The sequence below is a fragment of the Streptosporangium roseum DSM 43021 genome (assembly GCF_000024865.1).
In the GTDB taxonomy this organism is placed as follows: Bacteria; Actinomycetota; Actinomycetes; order Streptosporangiales; family Streptosporangiaceae; genus Streptosporangium; species Streptosporangium roseum.
Genome location: NC_013595.1, coordinates 4239652 through 4266020, shown reverse-complemented (window position 1 = coordinate 4266020; position 26369 = coordinate 4239652). Strand labels below are relative to the sequence as shown.

24 protein-coding genes and 1 pseudogene are annotated in these 26369 nt (G+C 72.1%); 6 read left to right on the top strand and 19 right to left on the bottom strand.

Annotation, left to right across the window (positions count from 1 at the left end):
- Window positions 1-7 precede the first annotated feature (7 nt).
- The 16 genes from SROS_RS18580 to SROS_RS18510 form a co-directional block, all read right to left on the bottom strand.
- Window positions 8-418: a hypothetical protein gene (locus SROS_RS18580; RefSeq protein ID WP_012890488.1), complete on the bottom strand. Its 411-nt coding sequence runs from the start codon at window positions 416-418 to the stop codon at window positions 8-10.
- 27 nt (window positions 419-445) lie between these two features.
- On the bottom strand, window positions 446-1786 hold the full coding sequence (gene hypE / locus SROS_RS18575; protein ID WP_012890487.1) for a hydrogenase expression/formation protein HypE: 1341 nt from the start codon (window positions 1784-1786) through the stop codon (window positions 446-448).
- Window positions 1783-2910, bottom strand: a complete 1128-nt coding sequence (gene hypD / locus SROS_RS18570) for a hydrogenase formation protein HypD (RefSeq protein WP_012890486.1) — start codon at window positions 2908-2910, stop codon at window positions 1783-1785. Before hypD ends, hypE begins: the two co-directional genes overlap by 4 nt.
- 6 nt (window positions 2911-2916) lie before the next feature.
- Window positions 2917-3168 carry a HypC/HybG/HupF family hydrogenase formation chaperone gene (locus SROS_RS18565; RefSeq protein ID WP_231509982.1) on the bottom strand — a complete coding sequence of 84 codons (252 nt, stop codon included), beginning with the start codon at window positions 3166-3168 and terminating at the stop codon, window positions 2917-2919.
- Complete coding sequence (locus SROS_RS18560) at window positions 3143-3535, bottom strand: hydrogenase maturation nickel metallochaperone HypA/HybF (protein ID WP_012890484.1); 393 nt, start codon at window positions 3533-3535, stop codon at window positions 3143-3145. The genes SROS_RS18565 and SROS_RS18560 overlap by 26 nt, the downstream gene beginning before the upstream one ends.
- Window positions 3536-3656: 121 nt before the next feature.
- Complete coding sequence (locus SROS_RS54425; RefSeq protein WP_012890483.1) at window positions 3657-3761, bottom strand: DUF6893 family small protein; 105 nt, start codon at window positions 3759-3761, stop codon at window positions 3657-3659.
- Window positions 3755-4258 (bottom strand): hydrogenase maturation protease, encoded by a 504-nt coding sequence (locus SROS_RS18555; protein ID WP_012890482.1) that lies wholly within the window; start codon window positions 4256-4258, stop codon window positions 3755-3757. The genes SROS_RS54425 and SROS_RS18555 overlap by 7 nt, the downstream gene beginning before the upstream one ends.
- A complete protein-coding gene (locus SROS_RS18550) occupies window positions 4255-5595 on the bottom strand; it encodes a hypothetical protein (protein WP_043652308.1) in 1341 nt (446 codons plus the stop codon). Before SROS_RS18550 ends, SROS_RS18555 begins: the two co-directional genes overlap by 4 nt.
- A gap of 2 nt (window positions 5596-5597) precedes the next feature.
- A complete protein-coding gene (locus tag SROS_RS18545; RefSeq protein WP_012890480.1) occupies window positions 5598-6233 on the bottom strand; it encodes a DUF6084 family protein in 636 nt (211 codons plus the stop codon).
- The gene (locus SROS_RS18540; RefSeq protein WP_012890479.1) at window positions 6223-6912 is read right to left on the bottom strand and encodes a DUF5947 family protein; all 690 of its coding nucleotides are present in this window, start codon (window positions 6910-6912) and stop codon (window positions 6223-6225) included. Before SROS_RS18540 ends, SROS_RS18545 begins: the two co-directional genes overlap by 11 nt.
- A complete protein-coding gene (locus tag SROS_RS18535) occupies window positions 6909-7469 on the bottom strand; it encodes a NifU family protein (RefSeq protein ID WP_012890478.1) in 561 nt (186 codons plus the stop codon). Before SROS_RS18535 ends, SROS_RS18540 begins: the two co-directional genes overlap by 4 nt.
- Window positions 7470-7536: 67 nt before the next feature.
- Window positions 7537-9345: a nickel-dependent hydrogenase large subunit gene (locus tag SROS_RS18530; RefSeq protein WP_012890477.1), complete on the bottom strand. Its 1809-nt coding sequence runs from the start codon at window positions 9343-9345 to the stop codon at window positions 7537-7539.
- Between the two features lie 7 nt (window positions 9346-9352).
- Window positions 9353-10429, bottom strand: coding sequence for an NADH-quinone oxidoreductase subunit B family protein (locus tag SROS_RS18525; protein ID WP_012890476.1), 1077 nt, complete (start codon window positions 10427-10429; stop codon window positions 9353-9355).
- A 157-nt stretch (window positions 10430-10586) separates the two neighbouring features.
- Window positions 10587-11264, bottom strand: a complete 678-nt coding sequence (locus tag SROS_RS18520; RefSeq protein ID WP_012890475.1) for a D-sedoheptulose-7-phosphate isomerase — start codon at window positions 11262-11264, stop codon at window positions 10587-10589.
- Window positions 11251-11484, bottom strand: coding sequence for a HypC/HybG/HupF family hydrogenase formation chaperone (locus SROS_RS18515; protein WP_012890474.1), 234 nt, complete (start codon window positions 11482-11484; stop codon window positions 11251-11253). Before SROS_RS18515 ends, SROS_RS18520 begins: the two co-directional genes overlap by 14 nt.
- The gene (locus SROS_RS18510) at window positions 11481-12125 is read right to left on the bottom strand and encodes a D-sedoheptulose-7-phosphate isomerase (protein ID WP_012890473.1); all 645 of its coding nucleotides are present in this window, start codon (window positions 12123-12125) and stop codon (window positions 11481-11483) included. Before SROS_RS18510 ends, SROS_RS18515 begins: the two co-directional genes overlap by 4 nt.
- Before the next feature lie 168 nt (window positions 12126-12293).
- Here SROS_RS18510 and hypF point away from each other — a divergent pair, with 168 nt between their 5' ends.
- Window positions 12294-14621, top strand: coding sequence for a carbamoyltransferase HypF (hypF, locus tag SROS_RS18505; protein ID WP_012890472.1), 2328 nt, complete (start codon window positions 12294-12296; stop codon window positions 14619-14621).
- Window positions 14622-14660: 39 nt separating this feature from the next.
- Here hypF and SROS_RS47505 read toward each other — a convergent pair.
- Window positions 14661-15857, bottom strand: a pseudogene (locus tag SROS_RS47505) (MFS transporter); the annotation flags it as partial.
- On the opposite strand from SROS_RS47505, the gene SROS_RS18500 reads away from it, so the two are divergent.
- The 3 genes from SROS_RS18500 (at window position 15856) to SROS_RS18490 (ending at window position 18757) form a co-directional block, all read left to right on the top strand.
- Window positions 15856-16941: a LacI family DNA-binding transcriptional regulator gene (locus SROS_RS18500; RefSeq protein ID WP_342632934.1), complete on the top strand. Its 1086-nt coding sequence runs from the start codon at window positions 15856-15858 to the stop codon at window positions 16939-16941. The pseudogene SROS_RS47505 and the gene SROS_RS18500 overlap by 2 nt on opposite strands.
- A gap of 338 nt (window positions 16942-17279) precedes the next feature.
- Window positions 17280-18119 (top strand): metallophosphoesterase family protein, encoded by an 840-nt coding sequence (locus tag SROS_RS18495; protein WP_012890469.1) that lies wholly within the window; start codon window positions 17280-17282, stop codon window positions 18117-18119.
- A complete protein-coding gene (locus SROS_RS18490; RefSeq protein ID WP_012890468.1) occupies window positions 18116-18757 on the top strand; it encodes a 4'-phosphopantetheinyl transferase family protein in 642 nt (213 codons plus the stop codon). Before SROS_RS18495 ends, SROS_RS18490 begins: the two co-directional genes overlap by 4 nt.
- A 91-nt stretch (window positions 18758-18848) precedes the next feature.
- On the opposite strand, the gene SROS_RS18485 is transcribed toward SROS_RS18490, so the two are convergent.
- Window positions 18849-19517 (bottom strand): response regulator, encoded by a 669-nt coding sequence (locus tag SROS_RS18485; RefSeq protein ID WP_012890467.1) that lies wholly within the window; start codon window positions 19515-19517, stop codon window positions 18849-18851.
- On the bottom strand, window positions 19514-22054 hold the full coding sequence (locus tag SROS_RS18480) for a DUF4118 domain-containing protein (RefSeq protein ID WP_012890466.1): 2541 nt from the start codon (window positions 22052-22054) through the stop codon (window positions 19514-19516). Before SROS_RS18480 ends, SROS_RS18485 begins: the two co-directional genes overlap by 4 nt.
- Window positions 22055-22535: 481 nt before the next feature.
- On the opposite strand from SROS_RS18480, the gene SROS_RS18475 reads away from it, so the two are divergent.
- Together SROS_RS18475 and SROS_RS18470 are read left to right on the top strand one after the other, a co-directional pair.
- The gene (locus SROS_RS18475; protein ID WP_012890465.1) at window positions 22536-24383 is read left to right on the top strand and encodes an ABC transporter ATP-binding protein; all 1848 of its coding nucleotides are present in this window, start codon (window positions 22536-22538) and stop codon (window positions 24381-24383) included.
- A complete protein-coding gene (locus tag SROS_RS18470) occupies window positions 24380-26227 on the top strand; it encodes an ABC transporter ATP-binding protein (protein ID WP_012890464.1) in 1848 nt (615 codons plus the stop codon). The genes SROS_RS18475 and SROS_RS18470 overlap by 4 nt, the downstream gene beginning before the upstream one ends.
- Window positions 26228-26369 lie beyond the last annotated feature (142 nt).

Genomic DNA, 26369 nt, shown 5'->3' with positions numbered 1-26369 from the left:
GGCGGGCTCAGGCAGTGTCCCCCGGCGGGAGGTGCGGGCTCTCCTCGTCGACGGTTTCCTGGGCCCCGACACCGGTGGCGTCCTCCGCGCCGGAGGTGCCGTAGGGGCGCCCGGTCCTCTCGTCGACGCCGGCCGTCCCGCGCCCCTCCTCCTGCTCCCGGGCCGCGACGTCCTCGGGCCGCCGGGACGTGCTGGCGCCGACGCCGAGGGGCCCCTCGGGCTCGGTGTCGGTGGCGGAGATCCCCTCGCGTTCCTCCTCCGACACCTCGCGCCCCGGCACCTTGTCCTCCGGCGGAGGACCCCAGGCCCGGTTGCCGGCCTGCACCACCTCTTCGCTCGCGTGCCGCACGTCGGGAGAGTAACCGTGCTCGTCTCCCTCGAACCGGCCCGCGTCCTCTGACTCACGTGGCTCGTTCATGTCCAGCCCCCATGGGATTTCGGGCTCTCAGCAGATTCTCGGCAGGGGGTCGCCGACCAGCAGGTCGACGATGCGGGTGCCGCCGAAGGAGGTCTTCAGCAGGACCAGCCCAGGCGGGTCGTCGCCGATCCGCCCGATGACGGCCGCCTCGGAGCCGAGCGGATGGGAGCGCAGGGCGGCCAGCGCGGCCTCGGCGGACCGCTGGGCCACCACCGCGACCATCCGCCCCTCACAGGCCACGTAGAGCGGGTCGATCCCCAGTAGTTCACATGCCCCGCGCACGGCCGGGCATACCGGGATCGCGTCCTCTTCGAGCACGACCGCGACCTTGGAGGCCACGGCGATCTCGTTGACGACCGTCGCCACCCCGCCCCGGGTGGCGTCGCGCAGGCACCGCACCTGCCCGTCGCCGCAGGCGTCCAGCAACCGGCCGGTCAGCGTGTTGAGCGGCGCGGTGTCGGAGGTGAGGTCGGCCTGGATGTCGAGCTCGCCGCGGGCGAGCATGACGGTGACGCCGTGCTCGCCGATCGGGCCGGACACGATGACCACGTCGCCGGGCCGGGCGGCGGCGGCGCTCAGCCGGATCGGCCGCTCCACCGTCCCGACGCCGGAGGTGGTGATGTAGCAGCCGTCGGCCTTGCCGTTCTCCACGACCTTGGTGTCGCCGGTGACGATCCACACGTCCGCCGCCCGGGCCGCCGCCGCCATCGAGGCGGTGATGCGTCGCAGGTCGGCGACGGGGAAGCCCTCCTCGACGATGAAGGCGGCCGACAGGTATCTGGGCCGCGCCCCGCACATCGCCAGGTCGTTGACCGTGCCGTTGACGGCCAGGTCGCCGATGTCCCCGCCCGGGAAGAACAGCGGCGTCACCACGTAGGAGTCGGTGGTGAAGGCCAGCCCGTCGACGACCGCGCCGTCCTCCAGCGGCTCCAGCAGCGGGTTGCGGAAGGCCTCCAGGAACACCGCTTCGATCAGGGTGTGCGTGGCCTTGCCGCCGGCGCCGTGCGCGAGAGTGATCCGGTCCTCGCGGACGCGGGCCTTGCGGCGGCGCACCCGCTCGATCCGCTCCAGCACCTCCTGCTCGCGGCTCGTCGCCGTACTCCCCCGCGGGCCGCGCTCCATCGGGAGCGCGGTCACCCGGGAGTCCGGCCCCTCCGTGCCCGGGAACACGGCCTCCCCCGAATCCCGGCCCGGGAACGCGGTCACCACGGAATCCGGCCCCTTCCGGCCCGGGAGCGCGGTCACCACCGGATCCCGCGTCTCGGAGCCCGCGCGGCCGGCGGGGCCCATCTCACGTGGCGCGGTCCCCTCCCGGAGCTCACGCGCCGCGGTCCCCTCCCCGAGGGAGGAGTCTTCCTCGTCGTTCACCGGTGGGTCGCCTCCTTGACCCGCTCACGGGAGAAGCGGCCGAAGTTGTAGTAGGCCGCGCAGGCGCCCTCCGACGACACCATGCAGGTGCCGATCGGGGTCTCCGGCGTGCAGGCGGTGCCGAACACCTTGCACTCCCACGGCTTGAGCACGCCCTTGAGCACCTCGCCGCACTGGCACGCCTTGGGGTCGGCCACCCGCCCGCCGGGGATCTGGAAGATCCGTTCGGCGTCGAAGGCGGCGTAGCGCTCCCCCATCCTGAGCGCCGAGTGCGAGATGAACCCCAGCCCCCGCCACTCGAAGTACGGCCGCAGCTCCATCACCTGGTTGATGACGCCCAGGGCCTTCGGGTTGCCCTCCCACGGCACCACCCGGGCGTACTGGTTCTCCACCTCCACCCGGCCCTCGGCCAGCTGCGCGAGGATCCGGTAGACCGTGTGCAGCACGTCGAGCGGCTCGAACCCGGCCACCACCAGGGGTTTTCCGTAGTCACGCGCGATGAACCCGTACGGCCGGCAGCCGATGACGGCCGAGACGTGACCCGGCCCGACGAAGCCGTCCAGGCGCAGGTCGGGAGAGTCCAGGATGGCCTTGATCGCGGGGATGATCGTCACGTGGTTGCAGAAGACCGAGAAGTTCTCGATCCCCTCGGCGGCCGCGCGCAGGACGGTCATCGCCGTCGAGGGGGCGGTGGTCTCGAACCCGATCGCCATGAACACCACGCGTCTGGCGGGGTTCTCCCGCGCGATCTTCAGAGCGTCCAGCGGGGAGTAGACCATGCGGATGTCGGCGCCCCGCGCCTTGGCGTCGAGGAAGGAGCCGCCGCCCCCGGGCACGCGCATCATGTCGCCGAACGACGTCATGATCACGTCGGGCTGCTCGGCGATGTGGATGGCGTCGTCCACCCGCCCCATGGGGATGACGCAGACGGGGCAGCCCGGACCGTGCACGAGCGTGACGGCCTCGGGCAGGTAGTCCTCCAGCCCGTGCTTGTAGATCGTGTGGGTGTGCCCGCCGCACACCTCCATGAACTTGTAGGCGCGGCCGGGCTCGCACAGCGCGGCGATCTGCGCGGCCAGCGTCCGGGCCTTCTCCGCGTCCCGGTACTCATCGACGAAGCGCATCGGATCTCATCCTTGTTCGATCATGGATTCTCGGAGGGCCGCGATCTCGTCCTCGTACGCCTCACCGATGCTTTCGAGGAAGTCGAGCGCGGCCCTGGCCTCCACCTCGTCGATCTTCGACAGCGCGAACCCGACATGGATGAGGATCCAGTCGCCGGGCGCGAGGGACTCCTCCTCCAGCAGGCCGATGTTGATCGCGCGCCGTACGCCGCTGACGTCGACCATCGCCAGGTCAGGACGGTCCGACAGGATTTCCACGATCTCGCCGGGAATTCCCAGGCACATGAGTGGCCTCCGCCATCTGGATGGATTCGAGGACGAGATCGTCGCCGCCCTCGGTGTCGATATCGCTGCCGCCGCATTCGGGGCAGGTGGCGAAGGGGTCGACGGACGTGGCCGTCTGCCCGCAGGACCGGCAGATGAGCTGCACGGGGACGATGACCAGGTCCACCCGTGCGCCCTCGGCCAGCGATCCGTCGGCGACCATGGCGAACGCCTGGTTGATCACGGGTTCCGTGATGCGGAGCATGGCTCCCGCGTGCACGCGCGCCCGTTCCACCCGCCGGCCGTCGGCACGTCTCTCCACCGCGTCGAGGATCGCCTCCGCGATCCCGAATTCATGCATGGCTGAACTTCACCTCTTTCACTGGGTTTCTTCCTTGGGTTCCACCGGGACGGGTTCCACCGGGACGCGCGCCACGGCTTGTGTGCCACCGGGACGCGTGCCACGGCCCGCGCCGGGGCCGTCACATCTTCCTGATCCGCAGGTATCGCCTGATGTCGGGGATCGACTGGTAGACGATCACCGCCACCCCGACGAGGAGCGCTCCGGTGACCAGACGTTTCAGCATGTCCGTTCCTCCTGATGAGCCGCGCTGGCGCACGCCATCGCGATCTGTTGCCCGACCAGCTCCAGCACCAGCTCCACCGCCCTGCCGACGGCGTCCGCCACCCGCGGGCTCAGCTCCATACCGGGGGAGAGGTCGGCGGGTTCGCAGCCGACGAGCAGGACCCTGCCGGTCGCGCCGCCGAGTGTGCCCGCCAGCGCCAGCACCGACTCGGGCGTCATGGCGTGGGCGTCGACGAAGGACCCCGGGCACTCGTCCGGCGACGGCTCCAGCACGTACAGCGTGCCGGGCGGGCCGTCGCGCGAGGCGGCGTCGATCAGGATCGTGGCGTCGTAGCCGCCGCCGGTGAGCTCGTAGGCGAGGTGGATGCCGCGGATGCCGAAGTCGGTGACCCCGACCCCGTCGGGGAGGTCCATGTCCGCCAGGCGCCTGGCCACCGTGACGCCGAAGCCGTCGTCGCCGAGGAAGACGTTCCCGACCCCCGCGAGGAGAATCCTCATGCGATGGCCTCCCCGTCCCCGAGCGGCTCGACCTCGTCCGGGGCGAAGTAGAGGAAACGCCCGTGGGAGCGGTGCAGGTCGGCGCCCGGGTCCTCGTCCAGGGTGACGGCCAGGTGCCGTGCCCCGTCGAGGTCGAGGAGAACGGCCTCCACCTGGGCGGTCCTGCCGGCCAGGAACATGTCGTGGGCGTCGGCGCGGCGCCGGCCGGGGACCAGCCGGACCCGGCTGCCCTTGGCGATCTCCACCCCGGAGACGGTCACGCTGTCGGTCTCCGGGGACACGCCGGCGTCGGCCGCCGGATCCCACCAGGGCGTGGCGGCCTCCCGCGCGGGCGTGTCGAGGTAGCGGATCACGCCGTGCAGCCGCTCCACCAGTTCAGGCGGCATGTCGCCGACCATGTCGATGAGCTGCGCCGCCCGGGGATCGGTCGCCCGCGCCTGCCGCGTCTCCTCGTCGGTGAGGGTGAGCGTGCGCAGGTGGAGTATCTCGTCGATCTCGGTCGAGTCGAACAGGTCACCCGGGCTCTCCGGGGCGATGTCCGGATAGTCGTACAGGATGATCGGCGACGACAGCACCACGTCACGGTGTCCGGGCTCGCCGACGAGCACCGGCCAGGTGTGCACGTTGCGGCAGTCCTGCGCCATCGGCCGGGCCCACTCCGGCGGGTCGAGCAGGGAGACGAAGGCGCCTCCGGTCACCCCGATGAGCAGGTGCGCCGAGATCAGCGAGCGCCGCAGCGCCTGCTCGCGCGCCGCTTCCGGCCCGTCCCAGCCGGCGGTGTTCTCCACCCGGACACGCAGCCTGACGAGGCCGTACGGCCCCGGCACCCGCTCGGCCCCGGCCCTGAGCGCCGCGCGCAGCGGCAGGTGCTCGGAGACGACGCGGCCCTCCCGCTCGCCGGACGGCGCGAGGATCAGCTCGGCCGAGCGGTCTCCGGGGACGCGCACCTCGACCGTCTGCTCGGCGTCCAGGAGCGCGGAGATGGGCAGTACGGCCTCCACCTCGCGCTCGGTCGCCTCCTCGAAGGTGAGGTAGGTCCGCTCGCCGCTCGTCAGCTCGGCCACCGGCCGGTGGCCGCCGCCCTCGGCCCGCTCGACGCTGCGGGTCCTGACGTGCAGGAACCGCAGGCGCAGGCGTACCACGGCGTCGTCGGCCCGTTCGAGGAGACATTCGGTCACGCTGGCGGAGGGCTCGGCGGTGGCGGTGAACCCCGGGGGCACGAGCACCCCGAACTGCCAGCGCACCCGGTTCTTGGCCGCCGAGGCCCGGTAGGGGTAGAGCAGGTAGCCCTCGTACAGCACCGCGTCGGCCACCCTCCGGGCGATCTCCATCGGCATGCTCAACCCAGCGTCTCCTTGAGTAGTAGTTCCACGGCCTCGTCCCATGTCGCCAGGGCGCGTTCGGCCTTGAAGCGGTGCAGGGCCCGCAGGGTGTCCCGGCGCAGCCGCAGCCATCCGGTCTCCGGGAAGTAGCGGTTCATCAGCTCCTGCCAGACGGCCACCGGCATCCGGTGGCGCGCCTCGCAGTGCCAGGGCACCTGCCCCACGGTGAAACCGTTGTCCGCCCTGGCGAACACGGTGCCGCTGAAGAGCATGAGCAGCGGGACCTCGCCCTCGTCGAGCGCGGCGAAGTATTTGCCCGCGGCCACCTCCAGGTCGTAGCTGCAGGGCACGGGCAGGTCGATCTCGGTGGTCCCCCTGAACGCGGGGACCGTGATCGAGACGTTGGCGAACTGCAGGGGCTTGAGCGTGTCACCCCACCGGGAGGGGTCGCCGAAGAGGTCGTCGAGCAGTTCCACCTCGGCCGGCACGTACCGCCTGAGATGCGGCTCCACCCGGATCTGGCACCGCAGCGCGATGGCGTGCACCCCGCCGGAGGACGGCTCGGTGATCCGCAGCCGGAAGACCAGCGTCGGGAAGGCCGCGTGCGGCTCCGCCCGCGCGCCCAGGCAGGCGAACTGGAGCTCATCGAGCATCGTCTTCTCCTCCGGGTCCCGCGGGCCCTCCGGGTCCTGCGGCTCCGACGAGCCCCGCGGGCTCCGCGGACGGCACGGCGCGGCTGCGCCGGCGCAGCTCGGCGAAGAAGCCGTCGATGGCCTCCCACGCCTCCTGCCCGCCGTCGAAGCCCTTCCAGTGCAGCCGGACCAGGCCGACGAGCTCGTAGCAGGCGGCGATCGGCACCAGGTGACACACCGAGCCGCCCTCCGGGCGCCGGTCCACCAGGAGCGCCTCGACGTCCGGCCGGATGTCGGCCAGCATCGGGTTGTCCGCCATGACGCGCTCCCAGGTCTCCAGGGAGAGCAGGGACTCGGTCGCCCCGGCGGGGCTCGGGTAGAAGGCGACGATCTGGTCGAGCGCGGAGTTGCGGAAGAAGAACGCCGTGCGGACCGGGATCTGCAGCTCCTCCCAGTCGGCCGCGGCCAGCCTGAACGACGGGGCGTAGAGGTAGCGCTCCGGCACCGCGCGGTAGCGCCTCCGGGTGCCCGCCTCATGGGTGAACAGCAGGTGGCAGGCGCGGCAGGCGCAGAGCAGCGCCCGGCTTTCGATGTTGACCACGTGGCCGTGCTCCTCGCCGGCCGGCTCCGCGCACATCTCGCACCGTGCCACGCCGGGCTCGCGGGGCTCGCGGAACCGGCGCAGCCCGGTGGCCGTCACGGGACCTTCTCCGGCACCGGGCACGGGCCGGGCGGGCGGTGCTGGATCTGCAGCAGCGGCGCCCGGTCGTCGGCCGGCCGCTCGATGTCCACCCCGGACACCTCCGGCGCGGCCTGGAGGACGGCGCGTTCGACGGCGGAGGTGACGGCGAGCTGCGAGGAGGGGCAGCCCCGGCAGGTGCCCTGCAGGCGCAGCCGTACGACCCCGGTCTCGTCCACGCCGAGCAGCTCGACTCCGCCCTCGTGCAGCCCGAGCTGGGGCCGGACGGCGTCGAGGGCGGCGCGGACGCGCTCGGCCGTGCTCAGGGGATGCAGGTCGTGCAGGACGAGCAGGCCCGAGACGAGGTCGTCGGTGGCCAGGCGGTGGAGCACCTCCGCCGCCTCGGCGTCGGTGACGATCTCGACGACCCGTTCCAGGCCCGAGCCGTACAGCTCGACCAGCACGCGGACGAGCTCCTCGGCCTTGGCACGCGTCACGGGGTCGCTGAGCGTGGCGAGTTCGGCGATCAACGCCTCGACGCGGCCTCCGGCCGCCTGAACGTCATGGGCTTGCGGCATCGTGCCCGCGCCACCTTTCCTCACGTCCTCCCGCCGGGGAGCGGACGGCTCCCCGGCGGCCGATTGATCACAGGGTGCTGGCGGCATGGGGGCTGTGCAGCTTGCGTAGTTCCTTGCCGTCACCGAGATACATGTGGACCCCGCACGGTAGGCAGGGGTCGAAGCTACGCACGGTGCGCATGATGTCGATGCCCTTGAAGTTCTCCGGGGAGTTCTCCTCGAAGATCGGGGTGTTCTGCACCGCGTCCTCGTACGGCCCCGGCACCCCGTTGACGTCGCGGACGCTGGCGTTCCAGGGCGTGGGCGGATACGGGTGGTAGTTGGCGATCTTGCCGTTCCTGATCACCATGTGGTGCGACAGCACGCCCCGCACCGCCTCGGTGAACCCGCAGCTGATCGCCTCCTCCGGCACCGTGAACGGCGTCCAGGTCTGGGTCCGTCCCGCGCGCACCTCGGCCAGGCCCTGCTCGGCGAAGTACAGCGCGCACGCCGCCGCGTAGGCCTGGAAGTAGGTGCGGGCCCGGTTGCGTTCCAGCGCGTTGGACATCAGCTCGCCGTTGCGCTCGGGGATCTTCCACTCGAACGTCTTCTCGGGCTTGGTGGCCGTCTTCGGCAGGTTGATCTCCACGCTGTGCCCAGTCGCCCTGACGTAGCCGATGTCGACCTTCCCCGACAGCGCGGTCGACCACAGGCGCGCGATCGGGCCGCCGCCGGTGTCCAGCGCCAGCATGTCCTTGCCGTCGAACCAGCGCGGTGACATCACCCAGCTGTACTTGTCGGTGAAGTCGCGCTTCTGCGGGCGCGGGATGGTGTGCTGGTTCCACGGGTGACGGATGTCGACCGGGTTGCCCAGCGGGTCGTGGGTGACGAACGGCTCCTGCCCCTGCCAGTCGTCGTAGTAGGAGCTGCCCAGCAGGATCCGGATGCCGAGGTTGATGTCGACCAGGTCGTCCGTGACGAGCCTGCCGTCGACGATCACCCCCGGGGTGACGAACATCCGCTTACCCCAGGAGGCCATGTTCTCGTAGGTGAAGTCACAGTGCTCCGGGTCCTGGAAGCTGCCCCAGCAGCCCAGCAGCACGCGCCTGCGGCCGACCTCCTCGTAGCCGGGCAGCGCGTCGTAGAAGAAGTCGAACAGGTCGTCGTGCATGGGCACGACCCGCTTCATGAACTCCACGTAGCGCATCAGCCGGCTGAGGTAGTCGGTGAAGAGCTGCACCGTCGCGACCGTGCCCACCCCGCCGGGGTAGAGGGTGGAGGGGTGCACGTGCCGCCCCTCCATCAGGCAGAACATCTCCCTGGTGGTACGGCTCACCGCCAGGGCCTCGCGGTAGAACTCGCCTTCGAGCGGGTTGAGGGAGCGCATGATGTCGGCGATGGTCTTGTAGCCGTGGTCGGCCGCGTGCGGGGCCTCGGTCCGCTCGGCCTTGGCCAGCACGCCGGGGTTGGTCTCGCGCACCATCTTCTCGCAGTAGTCGACCCCGACCAGGTTCTCCTGGTAGATGTTGTGGTCGAACATGTACTCGGCGGCCTCGCCGCAGTTGAGGATCCACTCCCCCAGGGCCGGCGGGCGGGCGCCGTAGGCCATGTTCTGGGCGTAGACCGAACAGGTGGCGTGGTTGTCACCGCAGATCCCGCAGATCCGGCTGGTGATGAAGTGCGCGTCGCGCGGATCCTTGCCCTTCATGAAGATGCTGTAGCCGCGGAAGATCGACGAGGTGCTGTAACACTCGGCCACCTCCCGGTTCTTGAAGTCGACCTTGCAGTAGATGCCCAGGCTCCCCACGATGCGCGTGATGGGGTCCCACGACATCTCGACCAGCTCGCGTGGCTGGTCCTGCGGGCCGCTCTGCCCCGATCTCGGTGAGGTCTTCATTTTCAGCTCAGCTCCAGGACGCCTTGTAACCGGTGAGCAGCTCGCGGCCCTTCTTGCGCCACTTCGGCTCCTTGTCGACCGTTTTGAGGGTGATGCCACGCAGGGTGCGGATCACGCTGCCGTAGGCGCCGCTGACGGTCGAGGACACCCGCGCCCCCGGTGGCTCGTCCATGAACGGCATGAACTTGTCCGGAAAGCCGGGCATCGTGCACGCGATACAGATCCCGCCCACGTTCGGGCAGCCGCCGATCCCGTTCATCCAGCCCCGCTTGGGCACGTTGCACTTGACCACCGGGCCCCAGCAGCCGATCTTCACCAGGCACTTCGGCGAGCCGTACTCGGTCGCGAACTGCCCCTGCTCGTAGTAGCCGGCCCGGTCGCAGCCCTCGTGCACCGTCTGGCCGAACAGCCACGTCGGCCGCAACGCCTCGTCCAGCGGGATCATCGGCGCCTGCCCGGCCACCTGGTACAGCAGGTACAGGATCGTCTCCGACAGGTTGTCCGGCTGGATCGGGCAGCCCGGCACGTTCACGATCGGCAGCCCCGCCTTCGAGCGCCAGTCCCAGCCCAGGTAGTCGGCCACCCCCATCGCCCCGGTCGGGTTGCCCGCCATCGCGTGGATCCCGCCGTAGGTCGCGCACGTGCCGGCCGCCAGCACCGCCGTCGCCTTGGGCGCCAGGCGGTCCAGCCACTCACTGGTGGTCATCGGCTGGCCGGTCTCCGGGTTGTTGCCGAACCCGCACCAGTAGCCCTCCTGTTTGATCGACTCGTTCGGGATCGAGCCCTCCACCACCAGCACGAACGGGTCCAGCTCTCCCCGGTCGGCCTTGAAGAACCACTCGATGAACACGTCCGCGCCCTGCATCGGCCCGGACTCGAAGTCGATCAGCGGCCAGTGCACCGCCACCTTGGGCAGCCCCGGCAGCGCCCCCAGCACGATCTCCTCGATGCTCGGCTGCGTCGCCGCGGTCAGCGCGACGGAGTCCCCGTCGCAGCTCAGCCCCGCGTTGATCCAGAGAATATGGACGACCGGCTCTTCCTGCCCCTGCGGCCTGCTGCCCGCGGACTCCGTCGGCGCTGTCATGCCGCCTCCCCACTCCTCGTCGATGGCGATCTGTCGTGATCGGTGCGGGGGGCATGTGCGGTACGGGTCATGACGCGTCCCTTCTCCGGGGTCTCCTGGTTCCTGGTCTCCTGGGTCTCCTGGGGAGAGCCGCGGCCGGTCGCCCGGCTCCGCGGGCCTACGGGGCGGGCACCGCTCCGAGCGCGTGCTGGGTGAGCTCCCACAGCACGTGGTAGACCGTCGTCTGGGCCTCCTGGATCCGGTGCACGGACGACGACGGGATGACGAACAGGTAGTCGAGCAGGTCGAGTTCGGCCAGCCTGCCTCCCTCGTCCCCGGCCAGGCCGACGGTGAGCATGCCCCTGCGCGTCGCCTCCTCGAAGGCGCGCACGACGTTGGCGGAGCCCCCGCTCGTCGACAGGCCGACGGCGATGTCACCGTGCCGTCCCAGCGCCGCGAGCTGACGCGCGAAGACGACGTCGAACCCCACGTCGTTGGAGAGCGCGGTGACCACGGCGACGTCGCTGGTCAGGGACAGGGCGGGCAGGGACAGGCCGTAGGGCGGATGGAGGAAGGCGGTCGCCACCTCCTGGGCGTCGGTGCTGCTGCCGCCGTTGCCGAAGGCGAACAGCCGCCCGCCCGAGGCGAACCGCAGAGCCATCTCCCCCGCGCACTCCATGAGCGCGTCGGCGGACGCCTCGGCCACCTGCCAGCGCAGCCGTACGATCTCGGCGGCCTTCTCCTCGGTGGAGCGGCACGCCTCCGCCAGCACCGACTCGAGGTCGGCCCGGCCCTCGTAGAGGAAGGGGTACAGGTCCCGCACCCCCTCGGCCGGCGGTCCCTCAAGCCTGCTCATCGCCGGCTCCCTTCGCGATCACGGCGATGGCCTCCTTGGCGTGCACGAGGACGGTGTCGCCCACCGCCGCGTCGACCAGCGCCACGCTCACCTCCTGGACGGCACCGCCGGTGCCGGCCATCGCCAGGTCCGGCTCCACCAGCCGGAGCACCGTCATCGGCACGGCCTCGTCCGAGCAGGTGACGCACACGCCAGCCGGGCAGTCTCCGGGCCCGGTCATCCGGCCGCCTCCCCGCTCGTCCCTCCGGGCGTCCCGGCACCGAGCGGGCCGGGCTGCTCGTAGAACACATGCACCAGCTCCCACAGCACGTGGTAGGCGGTGACGTGGATCTCCTTGACCACGGCGGGATCGTCCGAGGCGACGGTCAGCACGTGGTCGGCCGCCGGGCTCCGCGCGAGGGGGCCTCCGTCGCCGCCCGCCAGGGCGAAGGTGAACAGGCCCAGGGTCTTGGCCATCTCCAGGCCCCGCAGGACGTTCTCGCAGCGGCCGTCGCGGGAGATCCCCAGCGCCATGTCGGCCGGGTCCGCCCAGCGGTGGACCTGGTGGGCGAAGGTCTCGGCAAGGCCCTCGCGGTTGCCCACCCCGCTGACCGTCGCGGCGTCGTTGCTCAGCGCGATCGCCGGAAGGGCCCTCTTGCCCACGACGACCGGGTGCATGAACTCGACCGCGATGTGGGCCGCGTCCGTGCCGCCGCCGCCGTTGCCGAAGACGATCAGCTTGCCGCCGTGGCGGAACCGGACCGCCATGTCCCGGCATGCCCGCGCGATGCGCCCGGAGTCCTCCGCGAGGGCGCGGGCGGCGCGGTCACGCCGGGCGAAGGCTTCGCCGACGGCTGCTTGCATGGTCGATGTCACTGACATGTGGACGCTCCGTTATTTACGGTAGTCGTCAGATTACGGTGAGTGTTCATATACTCGACACCTTCGCCGCTACAAACCGGAGTAAAGGTCTGATCATGGGCGCAACCTTCTCCCCCGGGACCGTGCGCGTCCGCCGCCGCCGGCCGGGGCCGCGGGCAAGATGGCCGCATGAGCACCGGAGCGGCGCGGACCGAGCCTCGGACGCGGGTCAGGATCCGGGTCGAAGGGATCGTGCAGGGGGTGGGTTTCCGTCCCCACGTCCACTCCCTGGCCCGGCGGCTGGCCCTGTCGGGGTGGGTGGGGAACGACAGCGAGGGCGTGTTCATCGAGGCGGAGGGGACGCGGGAGAACGTCACGCGTTTCCAGGAGGATCTGCGGGGCCACGCGCCGCCGCTGGCGGTGATCCACCGCATCACCGTCACCGCCGTGCCCGCCCTCGGTGACCACGCTTTCCTCATCGCCGGCAGCAGGGAGGGGGGCGCGCGGGCGGCACTGATCTCGCCCGACGTCGCGACGTGCGCGGACTGCCTGGCCGAGCTGTCCGACCCCGCCGACCGCCGTTACCGCCATCCCTTCATCAACTGCACCAACTGCGGGCCGAGGTTCACCGTCATCCGCGACGTCCCCTACGACCGGCCGGCCACGACGATGGCCGGGTTCGCCATGTGCGAGGAGTGCACGGCCGAATACCTCGATCCGCACGACCGCAGGTTCCACGCCCAGCCGACCTGCTGCCCGGCCTGCGGTCCGGCGCTGCGGCTGCTCGGCGCCGGCGGCCGCGCCCACCACCCCGGCGGCGCCGGGGCCGACGGCGGCGGCGGTCGCGATCCGATCGGGCTCGCGGCCGAGGTGGTGCGGTCGGGCGGCGTCCTGGCCGTCAAGGGCCTCGGCGGCTATCACCTGGCGGCCGACGCCACCGACGAGGCCGCCGTGCGGGCCCTGCGGTCGCGCAAGCACCGCGAGGACAGGCCGTTCGCCGTCATGGTCGCCGACCTCGACGCCGCGCGCACGCTGTGCGAGCTGGACCAGGTGGCCGAACGGCTGCTCACCGGCCCCCGGCGGCCGATCGTGCTGCTGCCCCGCCGCCCCGGCGCCCCGCTGGCCGAGGCCGTGGCACCGGGCGACCGCCGCCTCGGCGTCATGCTGCCCTACACGCCCATGCACCACCTTCTCGCCGGAGAGATCGCCCGTCCGTACGTCCTGACCAGCGGGAACCTCTCCGACGAGCCCATCGCCTACCGGGACCGCGACGCGTTCACCCGCCTCGCCGGCATCGCCGACCGCTTCCTCACCCACGACCGCCCGATCCACGTCCGCACCGACGACTCGGTGGTCCTCGCGGCAGGGGGGCGCGAGCTCCCGCTGCGGAGATCACGGGGATACGCCCCCGAGCCGCTCCGGCTCCTCCGTCCCGTACGGCGGGCGGTGCTGGCGTGCGGCGCGGAGCTGAAGAACACCTTCTGCCTCGCCGAGGGAGGACGCGCCTTCGTCTCCCACCACATCGGCGACCTGGAGAACTACGAGACGCTGCGCTCCTTCAGCGAGGGGATCGACCATTTCCGGCGGCTGTTCGACATCACGCCCCGGGTTGTCGCGCACGACCTCCACCCGGAGTACCTGTCCACCAAATACGCCCACGACATGGACGGAGTCGACCTGGTCGGGGTCCAGCACCACCACGCGCACATCGCCTCCTGCCTGGCCGACAACCAGGAGGCCGGCCCAGTCATCGGAGTGGCCTTCGACGGCCTCGGCTACGGCGCCGACGGCACCCTGTGGGGCGGCGAGCTCCTCGTGGCCGACCTGACCGGCTTCACCCGGGCCGGATGCCTGGCACCGGTGCCGCTGCCCGGCGGCACGGCGGCGATCAGGCAACCCTGGCGGATGGCCGCCGCGCATCTGGACGCGGCCTACGACGGCACGCCACCCGGCGATCTCCAGGTGATCTCCCGCCACCGGGACTGGGACGACGTGGTGGCCGTGGCCAGATCCGGCGTGAACTCCCCCCTCACCTCCAGCGCCGGGCGGCTGTTCGACGCCGTCGCGGCGATCCTCGGACTCCGCGACACCGTCACCTACGAGGGGCAGGCCGCGATCGCGCTGGAACAGCGGGCCGATCCCGCCGAGGAGTCCGCCTACCCGGCCCGGCTCCACGGCGGCGACGGCGAGCTGCTGACGATCCGGACCGGCGACCTCATCCGGGCCGTCGTGGAGGACCTGCGTGCCGGCGCCGACCCGGCGGTCGTCTCCGCCCGCTTCCACAACGGGCTCGCCGCCGCCACCGCCGCGAGCTGCGCGCGACTCCGCTCGTCCACCGGCGTCGGCACGGTCGCCCTGTCCGGCGGCGTCTTCCAGAACCAGCTACTTCTCGGCAGGCTCGTCCAGGCGCTCCGGCTCCGGGACTTCCGGGTGCTGACCCACCATCGCGTCCCGCCCAACGACGGGGGCATCAGCTTCGGCCAGGCCGCCGTGGCCGCCGCGCGCGATCTCCTCTGAAGACGGCCGTCCCCCCGCGGGCGGGCGCGTGGACGGGCGGGCGGCGCTCTCCCCGCGGAGCGGGACGGCGGCGCGGAGGGCGGGCCAGGTCAGCAGGGCCAGCGCGCCCGCGAGCGCGGACACCGCCAGCATGGCGCCCGGCAGCCCGGCGGATTGGGCCCAGTACCCCACGTACACCGGCCCGGCGAGGAAGCCCAGGTAGGACACGGTGGTCATGACCGAGGTGGCGGCGCCGCGGGCGGAGTCCGGGACGTCGGCGGTGACCAGGCCGAGCAGGGTCGGGAACAGCACGGCGGTGCCGGCGGCGGCCAGGGCGAGCCCGGCCAGCGCCGGTGGGACGGACGAGGCTGAGGCGAGCAGGACCGTCCCCGTGGCCGCCGTGACCGCGCCGAGGATCAGGACGGTCATGGCGTGGCCGGATCTCAGGGAGCCCGCCGCGAACCGGGTGAGCGCGACGACCGCCGCGAAGACCGCGGGGCCCGCGGCGGCGAGCACGGGATCGGCGCGCAGCATGTCGGCCATGTAGACCGCGCTCCAGCTCTGATGGGCGTTCTCCACGGCGAAGGCGAGCGCGCCCAGCGCTCCGGCGACCAGCAGGAGCGGCAGGTACGCCCGCAGGACCGACCGGCCGCCGGGACCGGGCTCCGGCGCCGCGCCGCGCCGGCCGGGGGAGGCCGAGTGGCCGCGGGCGTCGGCGGCGATGAGCAGGCCCGCTCCCGCGGCGGCCACCGCGACCAGCGCGAACGGGACCACGACGGGCGCCGCGACGCCGCCGAGCAGGCCGGTGGCGAGGCTGGCCACCACCACGGCGGCGGAGAAGAAGCCGTGCGCCCTGGTGATGACCGGCCGGCCCGCGGCGCGCTCGGCCGAGCCGGCGGCCGCGTTGACGGCCACGTCCGCGGCGCCCGACGCCGCGCCGAGCAGCGCCAGCCCGGCGGACAGGCTCGGAAGGTCCCGGGCCACGACGGCCACCGCGACGCCGACGGCGCCGAGCAGGACGAGCAGGAGCGCGGTCAGGCGGTGGCCCCACCGGTCGACGGCCCGTCCGGCGGTCAGCATCGCCGGAAGCGCCCCGGCGCCGACGAACAGCAGCGCCGTGCCCAGCTCCCCGTCGGTGAGACCGGCCTGCTCCCGGATCGCGGGGACGGAGGCGCCCCACACCCCCCAGAAGGCTCCGAAGACGGCGAAGCCGCAGTACGCCGTCCTGACCCGCGTTCCACCCGGCTGGAGAGACATGTGTGTAACGATACACAGGCTAAGGTTAGGGATGACAAGAGCTGCGTCACGCCGGCGTCCGACGATGGCGGAGGTGGCCCGGGCGGCAGAGGTGTCGGTGATGACCGTCTCCTACACCTACGCCCAGCCGGAGCGGGTCTCGGAGCAGACCCGGGCCAGGGTCCGCGAGGCCGCCGAGCGGCTGGGATATCCCGGCCCCCATCCGGGTGCGCGCTCACTGCGGCGCGGCCGCGCCGGCAGCCTGGGAGTGATCCTCGGCGAGCACCTGACCTACGCCTTCGAGGACCCGCAGGCCGCCCGCTTCCTGGCCGGGATCGCCGAAGTGTGCGCCGACCACGGCCTGGGGCTCACGATCGTGCCCGTCACCGGCTCCGCGAGTGACGCCGGCCGGGTGGCCGAGGCGGCCGTGGACGGCTTCGTGGTGTGGACCACCTCCGATGACGACCCCGTGGTGGACGCGGTCGCCGCCACCGGCCTTCCCTCCGTCGTGCACGGCGGCCCGCGCCGCGACGACCTGTCGTTCGTGGCGGTCGACGACCGCGCGGCGGCCCGCGCGGTGGCCGCGGCGGCCTTCGCCGGGGCCCGCCGGCCGATGGTGCTCAGCTTCCCTCTCGATCGCACGCGCGCCACCGGCGTGCACCGGGCACTGGATCCGGCCGGGGCGAGCTTCCGGGTGACCCGCCAGCGCCTGCGGGGATTCCGCGACGCGTGGACGGAGGGTGGCGGCCGATGGTCACAGGTGCGCGTGGCCGTGTGCTCCAGGAACACCGCCCGCGAGGCCGAACGGCTCGCCGCCGGACTGCTCACCGGCCCGCGCGTCCCGGACGCCGTCGCCGCGATGAGCGACGAGCTCGCGCTGGGGCTGATGCGGGCGGCCGGCCGCCTGGGCCTGGCCGTGCCCGGCGACCTCGCCGTCACCGGCTGGGACGACACCGACGCGGCCGCCGCCGCCGGCCTGACGACCATCGCGCAGTCCCTGCGCGACCAGGGCGCCCGCTGCGCCCGGCTGGCCCTCGGCGAGGAGGCCGGCGGCGGGCCGGTCGACTGGCGGCTGATCCTGCGCGACTCCACCCGGCGAGCGTGAGGCCGGCCCCTTTCCGCACGCAGGCGGCGGAAGTACCGCCATCGATCCATCAGATCCTGGACAAACGTCCCCCATGGCAAGAAACTGGCCCCGCCCCCCGAAGTCGGGACGGCACAGTGGCATCCCCTCTGGCCTGATCGAAGGAGAACGACCTTGACGGCAGCCCGTTCCTGGATCCGGCGCCTGCCCGCATCACCACGGAGCGACGTCCAGGTGGCCGGTCTCCCCCCGGCAGGAGGGGCCACGCCGTCCGGAGCCCCGTCCCCGCTCCCCGGGATGCCCGCCGTACCCGGCCCGGAGGCCGGGGCAGCCGCCGGATCGCCGCGGGCGGTCCGCGCATGACGTCGCTGCTGGCCATCAGTGATCTGCACATCGGCTACCGGGAGAACCGGCGCATCGTCGAGGATCTGCGGCCCGCCTCCGCCTCCGACTGGCTGCTGGTGGCGGGAGACGTCTCCGAGAAGGTCGCCGACGTCGAGTGGGCGCTGGGCCTGCTCGCCGGGCGCTTCGCCAAGGTCGTGTGGGTGCCGGGCAACCACGAGCTGTGGACCCACCCCAGCGATCCGGTCCAGCTACGCGGCGAGGAACGCTACCGCCACCTGGTGAAGATCTGCGGCGACCTCGGGGTGGTGACCCCCGAGGATCCCTACCCGGTGTGGGAGGGACCTGGCGGGCCGGTGACCGTCGCCCCGCTGTTCGTGCTGTACGACTACACCTTCCGCGTGCCCGGTGTCGCGTCGGCGGAGGAGGCGCTCGCCCTCGCCTACGAAAAGGGCGTGGTCTGCACCGACGAGATGTTCCTGCATCCCGACCCCCACCCCTCCCGCCCCGCCTGGTGCTCCGCCAGGGTCGCCGAGACCGAACGCCGCCTGGCCGCCCGTCCCCCGGGCATGCCCACCGTGCTCGTCAACCACTACCCGCTGGTCCGCGAGCCGACCCTGGTCATGCGCCACCAGGAGTTCGCGATCTGGTGCGGCACCGAGCAGACCGCCGGCTGGCACGTGCGCTTCGACGCCCAGGCGGTCGTCTACGGTCACCTGCACATTCCCCGCACCACCTGGCACGACGGCGTGCGCTTCGAGGAGGTCTCGCTGGGCTATCCCCGCGAATGGCAGCCCCGGGCCACCCCGCCCGGCGTCCTGCGCCAGATCCTGCCCGCCCCGCAGCGCGTCCCGTGATCGAGAGGATCCTGCCGCCCTGGGTCGCCTCCGCGGAGGCCTTCCACGACCCGCCGGGCGCCGCGCTGTTCCCCGCGGAGGAGGCCGTCGTCGCCGGCGCCGTGGACAAGCGGCGGCGCGAGTTCACCACCGCCCGGCACTGCGCCCGCCAGGCCCTGGCCGGCCTCGGACTGCCTCCGGCGCCGATCCTGCCCGACGAGCACGGCGCCCCGCGGTGGCCCGACGGGGTGATGGGCGCCATCACCCACTGCGCCGGATACCGGGCCGCAGCGGTCTCCCGGAAGGCCGTCACCCTCGGCATCGACGCCGAACCCCACGAGCGGCTCCCCGAGGGAGTCCTGCAGACCATCGCCCTGGACGAGGAACGGGCCGCGCTGGCACGGCTCGGCGGCCGGATCCACTGGGACCGGCTGCTGTTCAGCGCCAAGGAGAGCGTCTACAAGGCCTGGTTCCCGCTGGCCCGCCGCTGGCTCGGCTTCGAGGAGGCGCACATCACCCTCGACCCCTCCGGGGTCTTCACCGCCCGCCTCCTCGTCCCCGGCCCGCAGGTCGCCGGGCGGAGGCTGACCGGTTTCACCGGGCGCTGGATCGTCGCCGACGGCCTGGTGGCCACCGCCGTCACCCTGCCGTTCGAATAGCGCTCCGGCGGCGGGGACGGGCGCCCCTCTCCCCCCGGAGAGGGGCGGCCGAGGTCCGCGCCGGGCCGGGGCCGGAGACCCGGCCCCGGGGTCAGGGCTGGAACCGGTAGCCCATGCCCGGTTCGGTGAGCAGGTGGACCGGACGCGCGGGGTCGGGTTCGAGCTTGCGGCGGAGCTGGGCCATGTACTGGCGCAGGTAGTTGGTCTCCGTGGTGTGCTTGCTGTCCCAGACCTCGGTGAGCATCTGCCGCTGGCTGATCAGCTTGCCCGGATTGCGCAGGAGGAGCTCAAGCATGCGCCACTCGGTGGGGGTCAGCCGCACGCCTCCGGAGATCGTCTTGTCGGCCAGGTCCACCGTGTGGCCGCCGATCTCGATCCGGGCGGGCTCGGCGTCCTGGACGGCGGTGCGGCGGGTCACGGCCCGCATGCGGGCCAGGAGCTCCTCGATGTTGAACGGCTTGGTGACGTAGTCGTCGGCGCCCGCGTCCAGGGCCTCGACCTTGTCCTGGTTGCCGGCCCGCCCGGAGAGCACGATGATCGGTACGGCGGTCCAGCCGCGCAGCCCGTGGATCACGTCCACACCGTCGATGTCGGGCAGCCCCAGGTCGAGGACGACCAGGTCGGGGTGCCAGTCCGCGGCCTGCCGCAGGGCCGAGCCCCCGTCCGGGGCCACCGCCACCTCGAAGTGCCGGGCGAGGAGGTTGATGCGCAGGGCCCTCAGGATCTGCGGTTCGTCGTCGACCACGAGGACGCGCGTCATGGGCGCGCCCCTGAGGAGGTGGGCAGCGTAAGGACCATGGTGAGACCTCCCCCTGGCGTTTCTTCTGGTGTGAGGGTGCCGCCCATGGCCTCGGCGAGCCCCCGGGAGAGCGCCAGGCCGAGGCCGACCCCGGTGTGGTTGTCGCGGTCGCCGAGCCGTTGGAAGGGCATGAAGACGCGGTCGTGCGCCTCGGCGGGGATGCCGGGGCCGCGGTCGACGACGCGGATCTCGACATGATCGCCGTGCCTGCTCGCGGTGATGAGGACCTTCTTCCCCGCCGGGCTGTAGCGCACGGCGTTGGACATGACGTTGACCAGGATCCGCTCCAGCAGCGCGGAGTCGGCGAGGATCTCGGGGAGGTCCACGGACACGTCGCCCTCGACGCGGTCGCGGAGCGGGCCGAGGTCGTCGATCGAGCGCGGGATGACCTCTTCGAGCGCGACCGGCTGCAGGGTCAGGCCGAGCACGCCGGCCTGCAGGCGGCTCATGTCGAGCAGGTTGGCGACCAGCCGGTCGAGCTTGATCAGGGATTCGTCGGCGGTGGCCAGCAGTTCCGCGCGGTCCTCCGCGCTCCATTCGATCTCGGTGCCGCGCAGGCTCTCGACGGCGAGCCTGGCCGAGGCGAGCGGGGTGCGCAGGTCGTGGCTGACGGCGGCGAGCAGGGCGGTGCGCATCCGGTCGGCCTCGGCCAGCGGCCCGGCGAGGTCGGCCTCCCTGCGCAGGCGCTCCTGGCGCAGCGCCACGGCCGCCTCGGCGGCGAACGCCTCCAGCACCCGCCGGTCGGAGGCCTCCAGCAGCCTGCCGCACGCGGCGAGCACGAGACTCCCGTCGATCACCACGTCGGTGTCGGCGGCCCCCGGGCAGCCGCAGGGCGGCCCTCCGGAGGTCGCCACGATCCGCCATGCCCCCGGCTCGGACTGGTCGTCCGGAGCCGGCTCGCCCACCCGTTCCAGCAGTGTGACCGAGGTCAGGGCGAAGGTCTCGCGCAGCCGCGCCAGCAGGGACGGCAGCGCCGACTCGCCGCGCAGCACGTGTCCGGCCAGGGTGGACAGCACCTCGGCGTCCGCGCTCGCCCGCGCCGCCTCCCTGGTACGGCGGGCCGCCAGGTCCACGACCGCGCTCACCATGACGGCCACCAGCACGTAGACGCTCAGCGCGAGCAGGTTGTGCGGGTCGGAGACGGTGAACCGGTCGAACGGCGGGGTGAAGAAGTAGTTGAGCAGGAGGAATCCGGCCACGGCGGCGGTGACGGCCGGCCACATGCCGCCTGCCAGCGCGACGCCGACGACCATGAGCAGGAACAGCAGGATCCCGTTGGGCAACGTCAGGTCGGCTCTGAACGGCACCAGCGCGGCGGTGAGCACCGGGATGCCCAGCAGCGCCATCGCCCAGCCCGCGAGCCTGCGCGTGCGGGTCAGCGCGGCCCCAGGCCGGATGCGCCGCGCGCCCTTGCCCGCCTCCGCGTGGGGGATCATGTGGACGTCGATGGAGCCGGACAGCGCGGTGGCGGTCAGCCCGACGCCCCGGGAGAACAGGTGGGCGAGTCTGCCTCTGCGGGACGCGCCCAGCACGAGCTGGGTGGCGTTCACGCCGCCGGCGAAGTCCAGCAGGGCGCGCGGCACGTTCTCCCCCACCACCTGGTGGTAGGTGCCGCCCAGGTTCTCCACCAGCGCGCGCTGGCGGGCCAGGCGCGCCGGGTCGGCTCCGCCCAGCCCGTCGGAGAGGGTGACGTGGACGGCCAGCAGGTCGGCGCCCTTGGTCCTGGCCGCGATGCGGGCGGCCCGCCGTATCAGCGTGTCTCCCTCGGGGCCGCCGGTCAGCGCGACCACGACGCGCTCCCGGGCCTCCCAGGTCCCCTCGATGCCGTGCTCGGCGCGGTACTGGTCGAGCTGCTCGTCGACCTCCCCGGCGACCCAGAGCAGGGCCAGCTCGCGCAGCGCGGTCAGGTTGCCCACCCGGAAGTAGTTGGACAGCGCCGCGTCAACCTTCTCCGGCGCGTAGATGTTCCCGTGGGCCATCCGGCGGCGCAGCCCGTCCGGCGGCATGTCCACCAGCTGCACCGCGTCCGCCCGCCGTACCACCTCGTCGGGCACGGTCTCGCGCTGCGGCACCTCGGTGATCTGCCGGACGACGTCGTTGAGCGACTCCAGGTGCTGGATGTTGACGGTGGAGACGACGTCGATGCCGGCGTCGAGGATCTCCTCGATGTCCTGCCAGCGCTTGGCGTTCCGGGAGCCGGGCACGTTGGTGTGCGCCAGCTCGTCGATCAGCGCCACCTTCGGCCCGCGGGCGATGACCGCGTCCACGTCGAGCTCGGTGAAGGCGGTCTCCCGGTAGATCACGGTCCGGCGGGGGACGACCTCCATGCCGTCGGCGAGCTCGGCGGTGCGGGGGCGGCCGTGGGCCTCGACGAGACCCACGACGACGTCGGTGCCGCGCGCCAGCCGGCGGTGTCCCTCGTCGAGCATCGCGAAGGTCTTGCCGACACCGGGGGCCGCACCCAGGTAGACGCGCAGCCGCCCGCGTGCCCTGCTCATCGGCCCTCTCTCCTCACCGGTCACCCCGCGAGCCGCCCCTTCCGGCGGACGGCTCCCTGCTCCGATCATCTCCTGCCGGGGGCCGGGCCGAGACGTGGGGCGTCACACCCGGTCACCCGGGCGGCCCGGGGCGGTTCCGGGATCAGGCCCGTCCTAAAGCAAGCAAATACCAGGAATTAAGGCCATTAGCGCATCTTGACGGCTTTAATACGCATTTAGCGTGATTATTGACGCGATCTCTACGACAGCTCCGAGTAACAGGACGACCACTCTCAGGGCAATTGCCGACCCCCTGCCAGGTCGCGGAGACTCTGACAGTCACCCGTGTCGAACAGGCGAGCGGGCGACACCGATCAGCGGAACACCGCCGGGGGCTCGCGACGCGGAAAAACCAGTTGACGGCAGTCTTAGCCTGGGTGGGCCCTTACCCCGGAATGGTGATCAATTCAAGTGAAAACCGTGAGGAGTGTGCTGCCTGCTGATGCCCCCTGATACCGCCCCCGAGCGAGATACCGAGACCGGTCAGTCCCCCACCCCCCGCCCGCGCAGCCTCAGGACGAGCTCGCTGTGGCGGATGAAGTCCTACCTCCGTCCCTACACCACCCGCCTGCTGCTCATCTGGCTACCGGCCTTCGGCGGGATCGCCATCGGCATCGTCATCCCGCTGATCGGCAAGGAGATCATCGACGGCCCCGTCGCCCGCGGCGACGCCGGAGCCCTCCTCCCCCTCGCACTGCTCGCCCTGGCCCTGGGCGTGATCGAGGCGCTGCTCATCTTCCTGCGAAGGTGGTTCCTGGCCGATGCCGTCATCGGCCTGGAGACGACGATCCGCGACGACCTCTACCGGCACCTGCAGCGGCTGCCGATGAGCTTCCACGGCGCCTGGCAGTCCGGCCAGCTGCTCTCCCGCGCGACGACCGACCTGTCGGTCATCCGGCGCTTCCTCGGCTTCGGCATGCTCTTCCTCGTCCTGATCATCTTCCAGATCGTGACGGTGACGGGGCTGCTGCTGCAGATGTACTGGCCGCTCGGCCTGCTGGTCGCCGCGGCGGCGATCCCGGTCGTGGTCACCTCGCTGCGCTTCGAGCGGGGCTACATCACCGTCTCCCGCCAGGTCCAGGACGAGCAGGGCGACCTCGCCACCGTGGTCGAGGAGTCCGCGGTCGGCATCCGCACGATCAAGGCCTTCGGCCGCGGCCGCCACGTCTACGACACCTTCGACGACGGGGCCCGCAAGGTCTACCGGACCTCGATGGAGAAGGTACGGCTGTCGGCCAGGTTCTTCACCTTCCTGGAGGTGATCCCGAACGTCACCCTCGCCGTCGTGCTGCTGCTGGGCGCCCTCGCGGTCGGCTCGGGCTCGCTGACGCTGGGCACCCTGGTGGCCTTCACCACGCTGATGCTGCAGCTCGTGTGGCCCGTCTCGGCTCTCGGCTTCATCCTGGTCATGGCCCAGGAGGCGATGACCTCGGCCGACCGGGTGATGGAGGTGCTCGACACCGACCCGGAGATCGCCGGCGGCCTGGACGTGGTCGAGCGCCCCCGCGGCCACCTGCGCTACGAGGGCGTGGAGTTCCGCTTCCCCGGGGCCGCCGAGCCGGTGCTCCGCGACGTCTGGCTGGACGTGCGGCCGGGAGAGACGGTCGCGGTCGTGGGCGCGACGGGTTCGGGAAAGACCACCCTGACCTCCCTCGTCCCCCGGCTGTACGACGTCAGCGCGGGCCGGGTCACGATCGACGGGCACGACGTGCGGGACCTGTCGCTGCCCGTCCTGCGCTCGATGGTCGCCACGGCCTTCGAGGAGCCGACCCTGTTCTCCATGAGCGTCAGGGAGAACCTCACGCTGGGGCGGCACGACGCCACCGACGAGGAGATCGAGGAGGCGCTGCGGGTCGCCCAGGCCGGGTTCGTCCACCAGCTGCCGTGGGGGCTGGAGACCAGGATCGGCGAGCAGGGCATGTCCCTGTCCGGCGGCCAGCGCCAGCGCCTCGCCCTGGCCCGTGCGGTCCTCAGCCGGCCGAGGGTCCTCGTGCTGGACGACACCCTGTCGGCCCTGGACGTCGAGACCGAGGCCCTGGTGGAGGAGGCCCTGCGGCATGTCCTGCGGGACGCCACCGGGATCGTGGTGGCGCACCGCGCCTCCACCGTGCTGCTCGCCGACAAGGTGGCCCTGCTGCTGAACGGCACGATCGCGCACGTCGGCCGCCACCAGGAGCTGATGGCGGGCGTGCCGGAGTACCGGGCGCTGCTGTCGGCGGAACTGGACGGCGACCCCGACGGGCTGGACGGGCTGGACGGCGACCTGGACAGCGAGGGGGCCCTCCGATGAGCCAGACCACGACTCAGGGATGGCGCGGCGTCGCCGCCGAGAACAAGGACGACCTGTCGGAGCAGGTGTCGTTCCTGCTCCGCGCCCGGTCACGACGGCTGCTCGGCGAGCTGCTGCGGCCGTACCGCAGGGAGATCGCGCTGCTCGTCGCGGTCATCGTGATCTGCAACGCCGCCGCTCTCGCCATCCCCTACCTGATCAAGGTGGGCATCGACGCCGGCATCCCGCCGATGGTCGCGGGCGAGGGGCCGGCCACGCTGGTGACGGTCGTCGTGGCGGTCCTGGCGGCGGCGATCACCCAGGCGGCCACCCGGCAGGTGTTCCTCAGGATGGCGGGCCGCATCGGCCAGAGCATCCTGCTGGAGCTACGGCGGCGGGTCTTCGCCCACTTCCAGAGGCTGTCGCTGTCGTTCCACGACGACTACACCTCGGGCCGGGTCGTCGCCCGGCTCACCTCCGACATCGAGGCCATCTCCGAGATGCTGCAGTCGGGCTTCGACGGCCTGGTCACCGCCGTGCTGACGCTGACCGGCACCGCGGTCCTGCTGCTCGTCCTCGACGTGCCGCTCGCCGTGGTCGCGCTGCTGCCGCTCCCGGTCCTGCTGCTGTTCACCCGATGGTTCCGGCGGCAGTCGAGCATCACCTACCGCAGGACCCGGGAGACCGTGGCGCTGGTGATCGTCCACTTCGTGGAGTCGATGACCGGCATCCGGGCGGTCCAGGCGTTCCGCAGGGAGCCGCGCAACCAGGAGATCTTCGCCCAGCTCAACGCCGACTACGGGCACGCCAACGTGCAGAGCATGCGCCTCATCGCGCTCTTCATGCCGGGCGTCAAGCTCATCGGGAACGTCACGATCGCCGCCGTCCTGTTCTACGGCGGCCTGCTGGCCATCGACGGCGACGTCACGGTGGGCGTGCTCGCCGCGTTCCTGCTCTACCTGCGCCAGTTCTACGAGCCGATGCAGGAGATCAGCCAGTTCTACAACACCTTCCAGTCGGCGGGGGCGGCCCTGGAGAAACTCTCCGGCGTGCTGGAGGAGAGGCCCGCGGTGGCCGAGCCCCGCACTCCCGTGGCGCTGGAACGGCCACGCGGGGAGATCCGGTTCGAGGAGGTGGAGTTCTCCTACCTGGACGGCACCCCGGTACTGTCCCGGATGGATCTGGCGATCCCGGCGGGGCAGACCGTGGCGCTGGTCGGCACCACCGGGGCGGGGAAGACCACGCTGGCGAAACTGGTCTCCCGGTTCTACGACCCCGTCGCCGGCCGTGTGCTGCTCGACGGGGTCGACCTGCGTGATCTCGGCGAGGACTCGCTGCGCGGCGCGGTGGTCATGGTGACCCAGGAGAACTTCCTGTTCACCGGATCGGTCGCCGACAACATCAGGTTCGGCCGGCCCGGCTCGACCATGGCCGAGGTCGTCGAGGCCGCCCGGTCCATCGGCGCCCACGAGTTCATCTCGGCGCTTCCGGAGGGCTACGACACCCAGGTCGCCAAACACGGCGGCAGGCTGTCGGCCGGGCAGCGGCAGCTCGTGGCGTTCGCCCGGGCCTTCCTCGCCGACCCCGCGGTGCTGATCCTCGACGAGGCGACCTCCAGCCTGGACGTCCCCGGCGAACGGCTGGTGCAGCGGGCGATGCGGACGATCCTGGCGGAACGGACCGCTCTGATCATCGCCCACCGGCTGTCGACCGTCGAGATCGCCGACCGGGTGCTCGTGATGGACGGCGGCGGCATCGTCGAGGACGGTCCTCCCGACCAGCTCATCGCACGGGCGGGCCGCTTCGCCGGCCTGCACCAGGCGTGGCTGGACAGCATCTCGGATCTGCCGGCCCCACCCGGTTAGGCGTTCTTCTCCCGGGGCGGGTGCCGGGCCGCGCCGCGACCGCCCCGGAGGAGAGTCTCCTCGGCGCGTTCCGGGCCGGACCGTTTCCACAGCGGCCGGCCCGGTCGCGCGTCCACGGGGAAGCCGCGGCAGTGACGGGACC

Excerpts from the sequence above, each read along its gene's own strand:
- SROS_RS18580 (WP_012890488.1), bottom strand. The coding sequence starts at position 418 with ATGAACGAGCCACGTGAGTCAGAGGACGCGGGCCGGTTCGAGGGAGAC.
- hypD (WP_012890486.1), bottom strand. The coding sequence starts at position 2,910 with ATGCGCTTCGTCGATGAGTACCGGGACGCGGAGAAGGCCCGGACGCTG.
- SROS_RS18560 (WP_012890484.1), bottom strand. The coding sequence starts at position 3,535 with ATGCATGAATTCGGGATCGCGGAGGCGATCCTCGACGCGGTGGAGAGA.
- SROS_RS54425 (WP_012890483.1), bottom strand. The coding sequence starts at position 3,761 with ATGCTGAAACGTCTGGTCACCGGAGCGCTCCTCGTCGGGGTGGCGGTG.
- SROS_RS18555 (WP_012890482.1), bottom strand. The coding sequence starts at position 4,258 with ATGAGGATTCTCCTCGCGGGGGTCGGGAACGTCTTCCTCGGCGACGAC.
- SROS_RS18550 (WP_043652308.1), bottom strand. The coding sequence starts at position 5,595 with ATGCCGATGGAGATCGCCCGGAGGGTGGCCGACGCGGTGCTGTACGAG.
- SROS_RS18545 (WP_012890480.1), bottom strand. The coding sequence starts at position 6,233 with ATGCTCGATGAGCTCCAGTTCGCCTGCCTGGGCGCGCGGGCGGAGCCG.
- SROS_RS18535 (WP_012890478.1), bottom strand. The coding sequence starts at position 7,469 with ATGCCGCAAGCCCATGACGTTCAGGCGGCCGGAGGCCGCGTCGAGGCG.
- SROS_RS18530 (WP_012890477.1), bottom strand. The coding sequence starts at position 9,345 with ATGAAGACCTCACCGAGATCGGGGCAGAGCGGCCCGCAGGACCAGCCA.
- SROS_RS18525 (WP_012890476.1), bottom strand. The coding sequence starts at position 10,429 with ATGACAGCGCCGACGGAGTCCGCGGGCAGCAGGCCGCAGGGGCAGGAA.
- SROS_RS18520 (WP_012890475.1), bottom strand. The coding sequence starts at position 11,264 with ATGAGCAGGCTTGAGGGACCGCCGGCCGAGGGGGTGCGGGACCTGTAC.
- SROS_RS18515 (WP_012890474.1), bottom strand. The coding sequence starts at position 11,484 with ATGACCGGGCCCGGAGACTGCCCGGCTGGCGTGTGCGTCACCTGCTCG.
- SROS_RS18510 (WP_012890473.1), bottom strand. The coding sequence starts at position 12,125 with ATGTCAGTGACATCGACCATGCAAGCAGCCGTCGGCGAAGCCTTCGCC.
- hypF (WP_012890472.1), top strand. The coding sequence starts at position 12,294 with ATGAGCACCGGAGCGGCGCGGACCGAGCCTCGGACGCGGGTCAGGATC.
- SROS_RS18500 (WP_342632934.1), top strand. The coding sequence starts at position 15,856 with ATGTGTGTAACGATACACAGGCTAAGGTTAGGGATGACAAGAGCTGCG.
- SROS_RS18495 (WP_012890469.1), top strand. The coding sequence starts at position 17,280 with ATGACGTCGCTGCTGGCCATCAGTGATCTGCACATCGGCTACCGGGAG.
- SROS_RS18485 (WP_012890467.1), bottom strand. The coding sequence starts at position 19,517 with ATGACGCGCGTCCTCGTGGTCGACGACGAACCGCAGATCCTGAGGGCC.
- SROS_RS18480 (WP_012890466.1), bottom strand. The coding sequence starts at position 22,054 with ATGAGCAGGGCACGCGGGCGGCTGCGCGTCTACCTGGGTGCGGCCCCC.
- SROS_RS18475 (WP_012890465.1), top strand. The coding sequence starts at position 22,536 with ATGCCCCCTGATACCGCCCCCGAGCGAGATACCGAGACCGGTCAGTCC.
- SROS_RS18470 (WP_012890464.1), top strand. The coding sequence starts at position 24,380 with ATGAGCCAGACCACGACTCAGGGATGGCGCGGCGTCGCCGCCGAGAAC.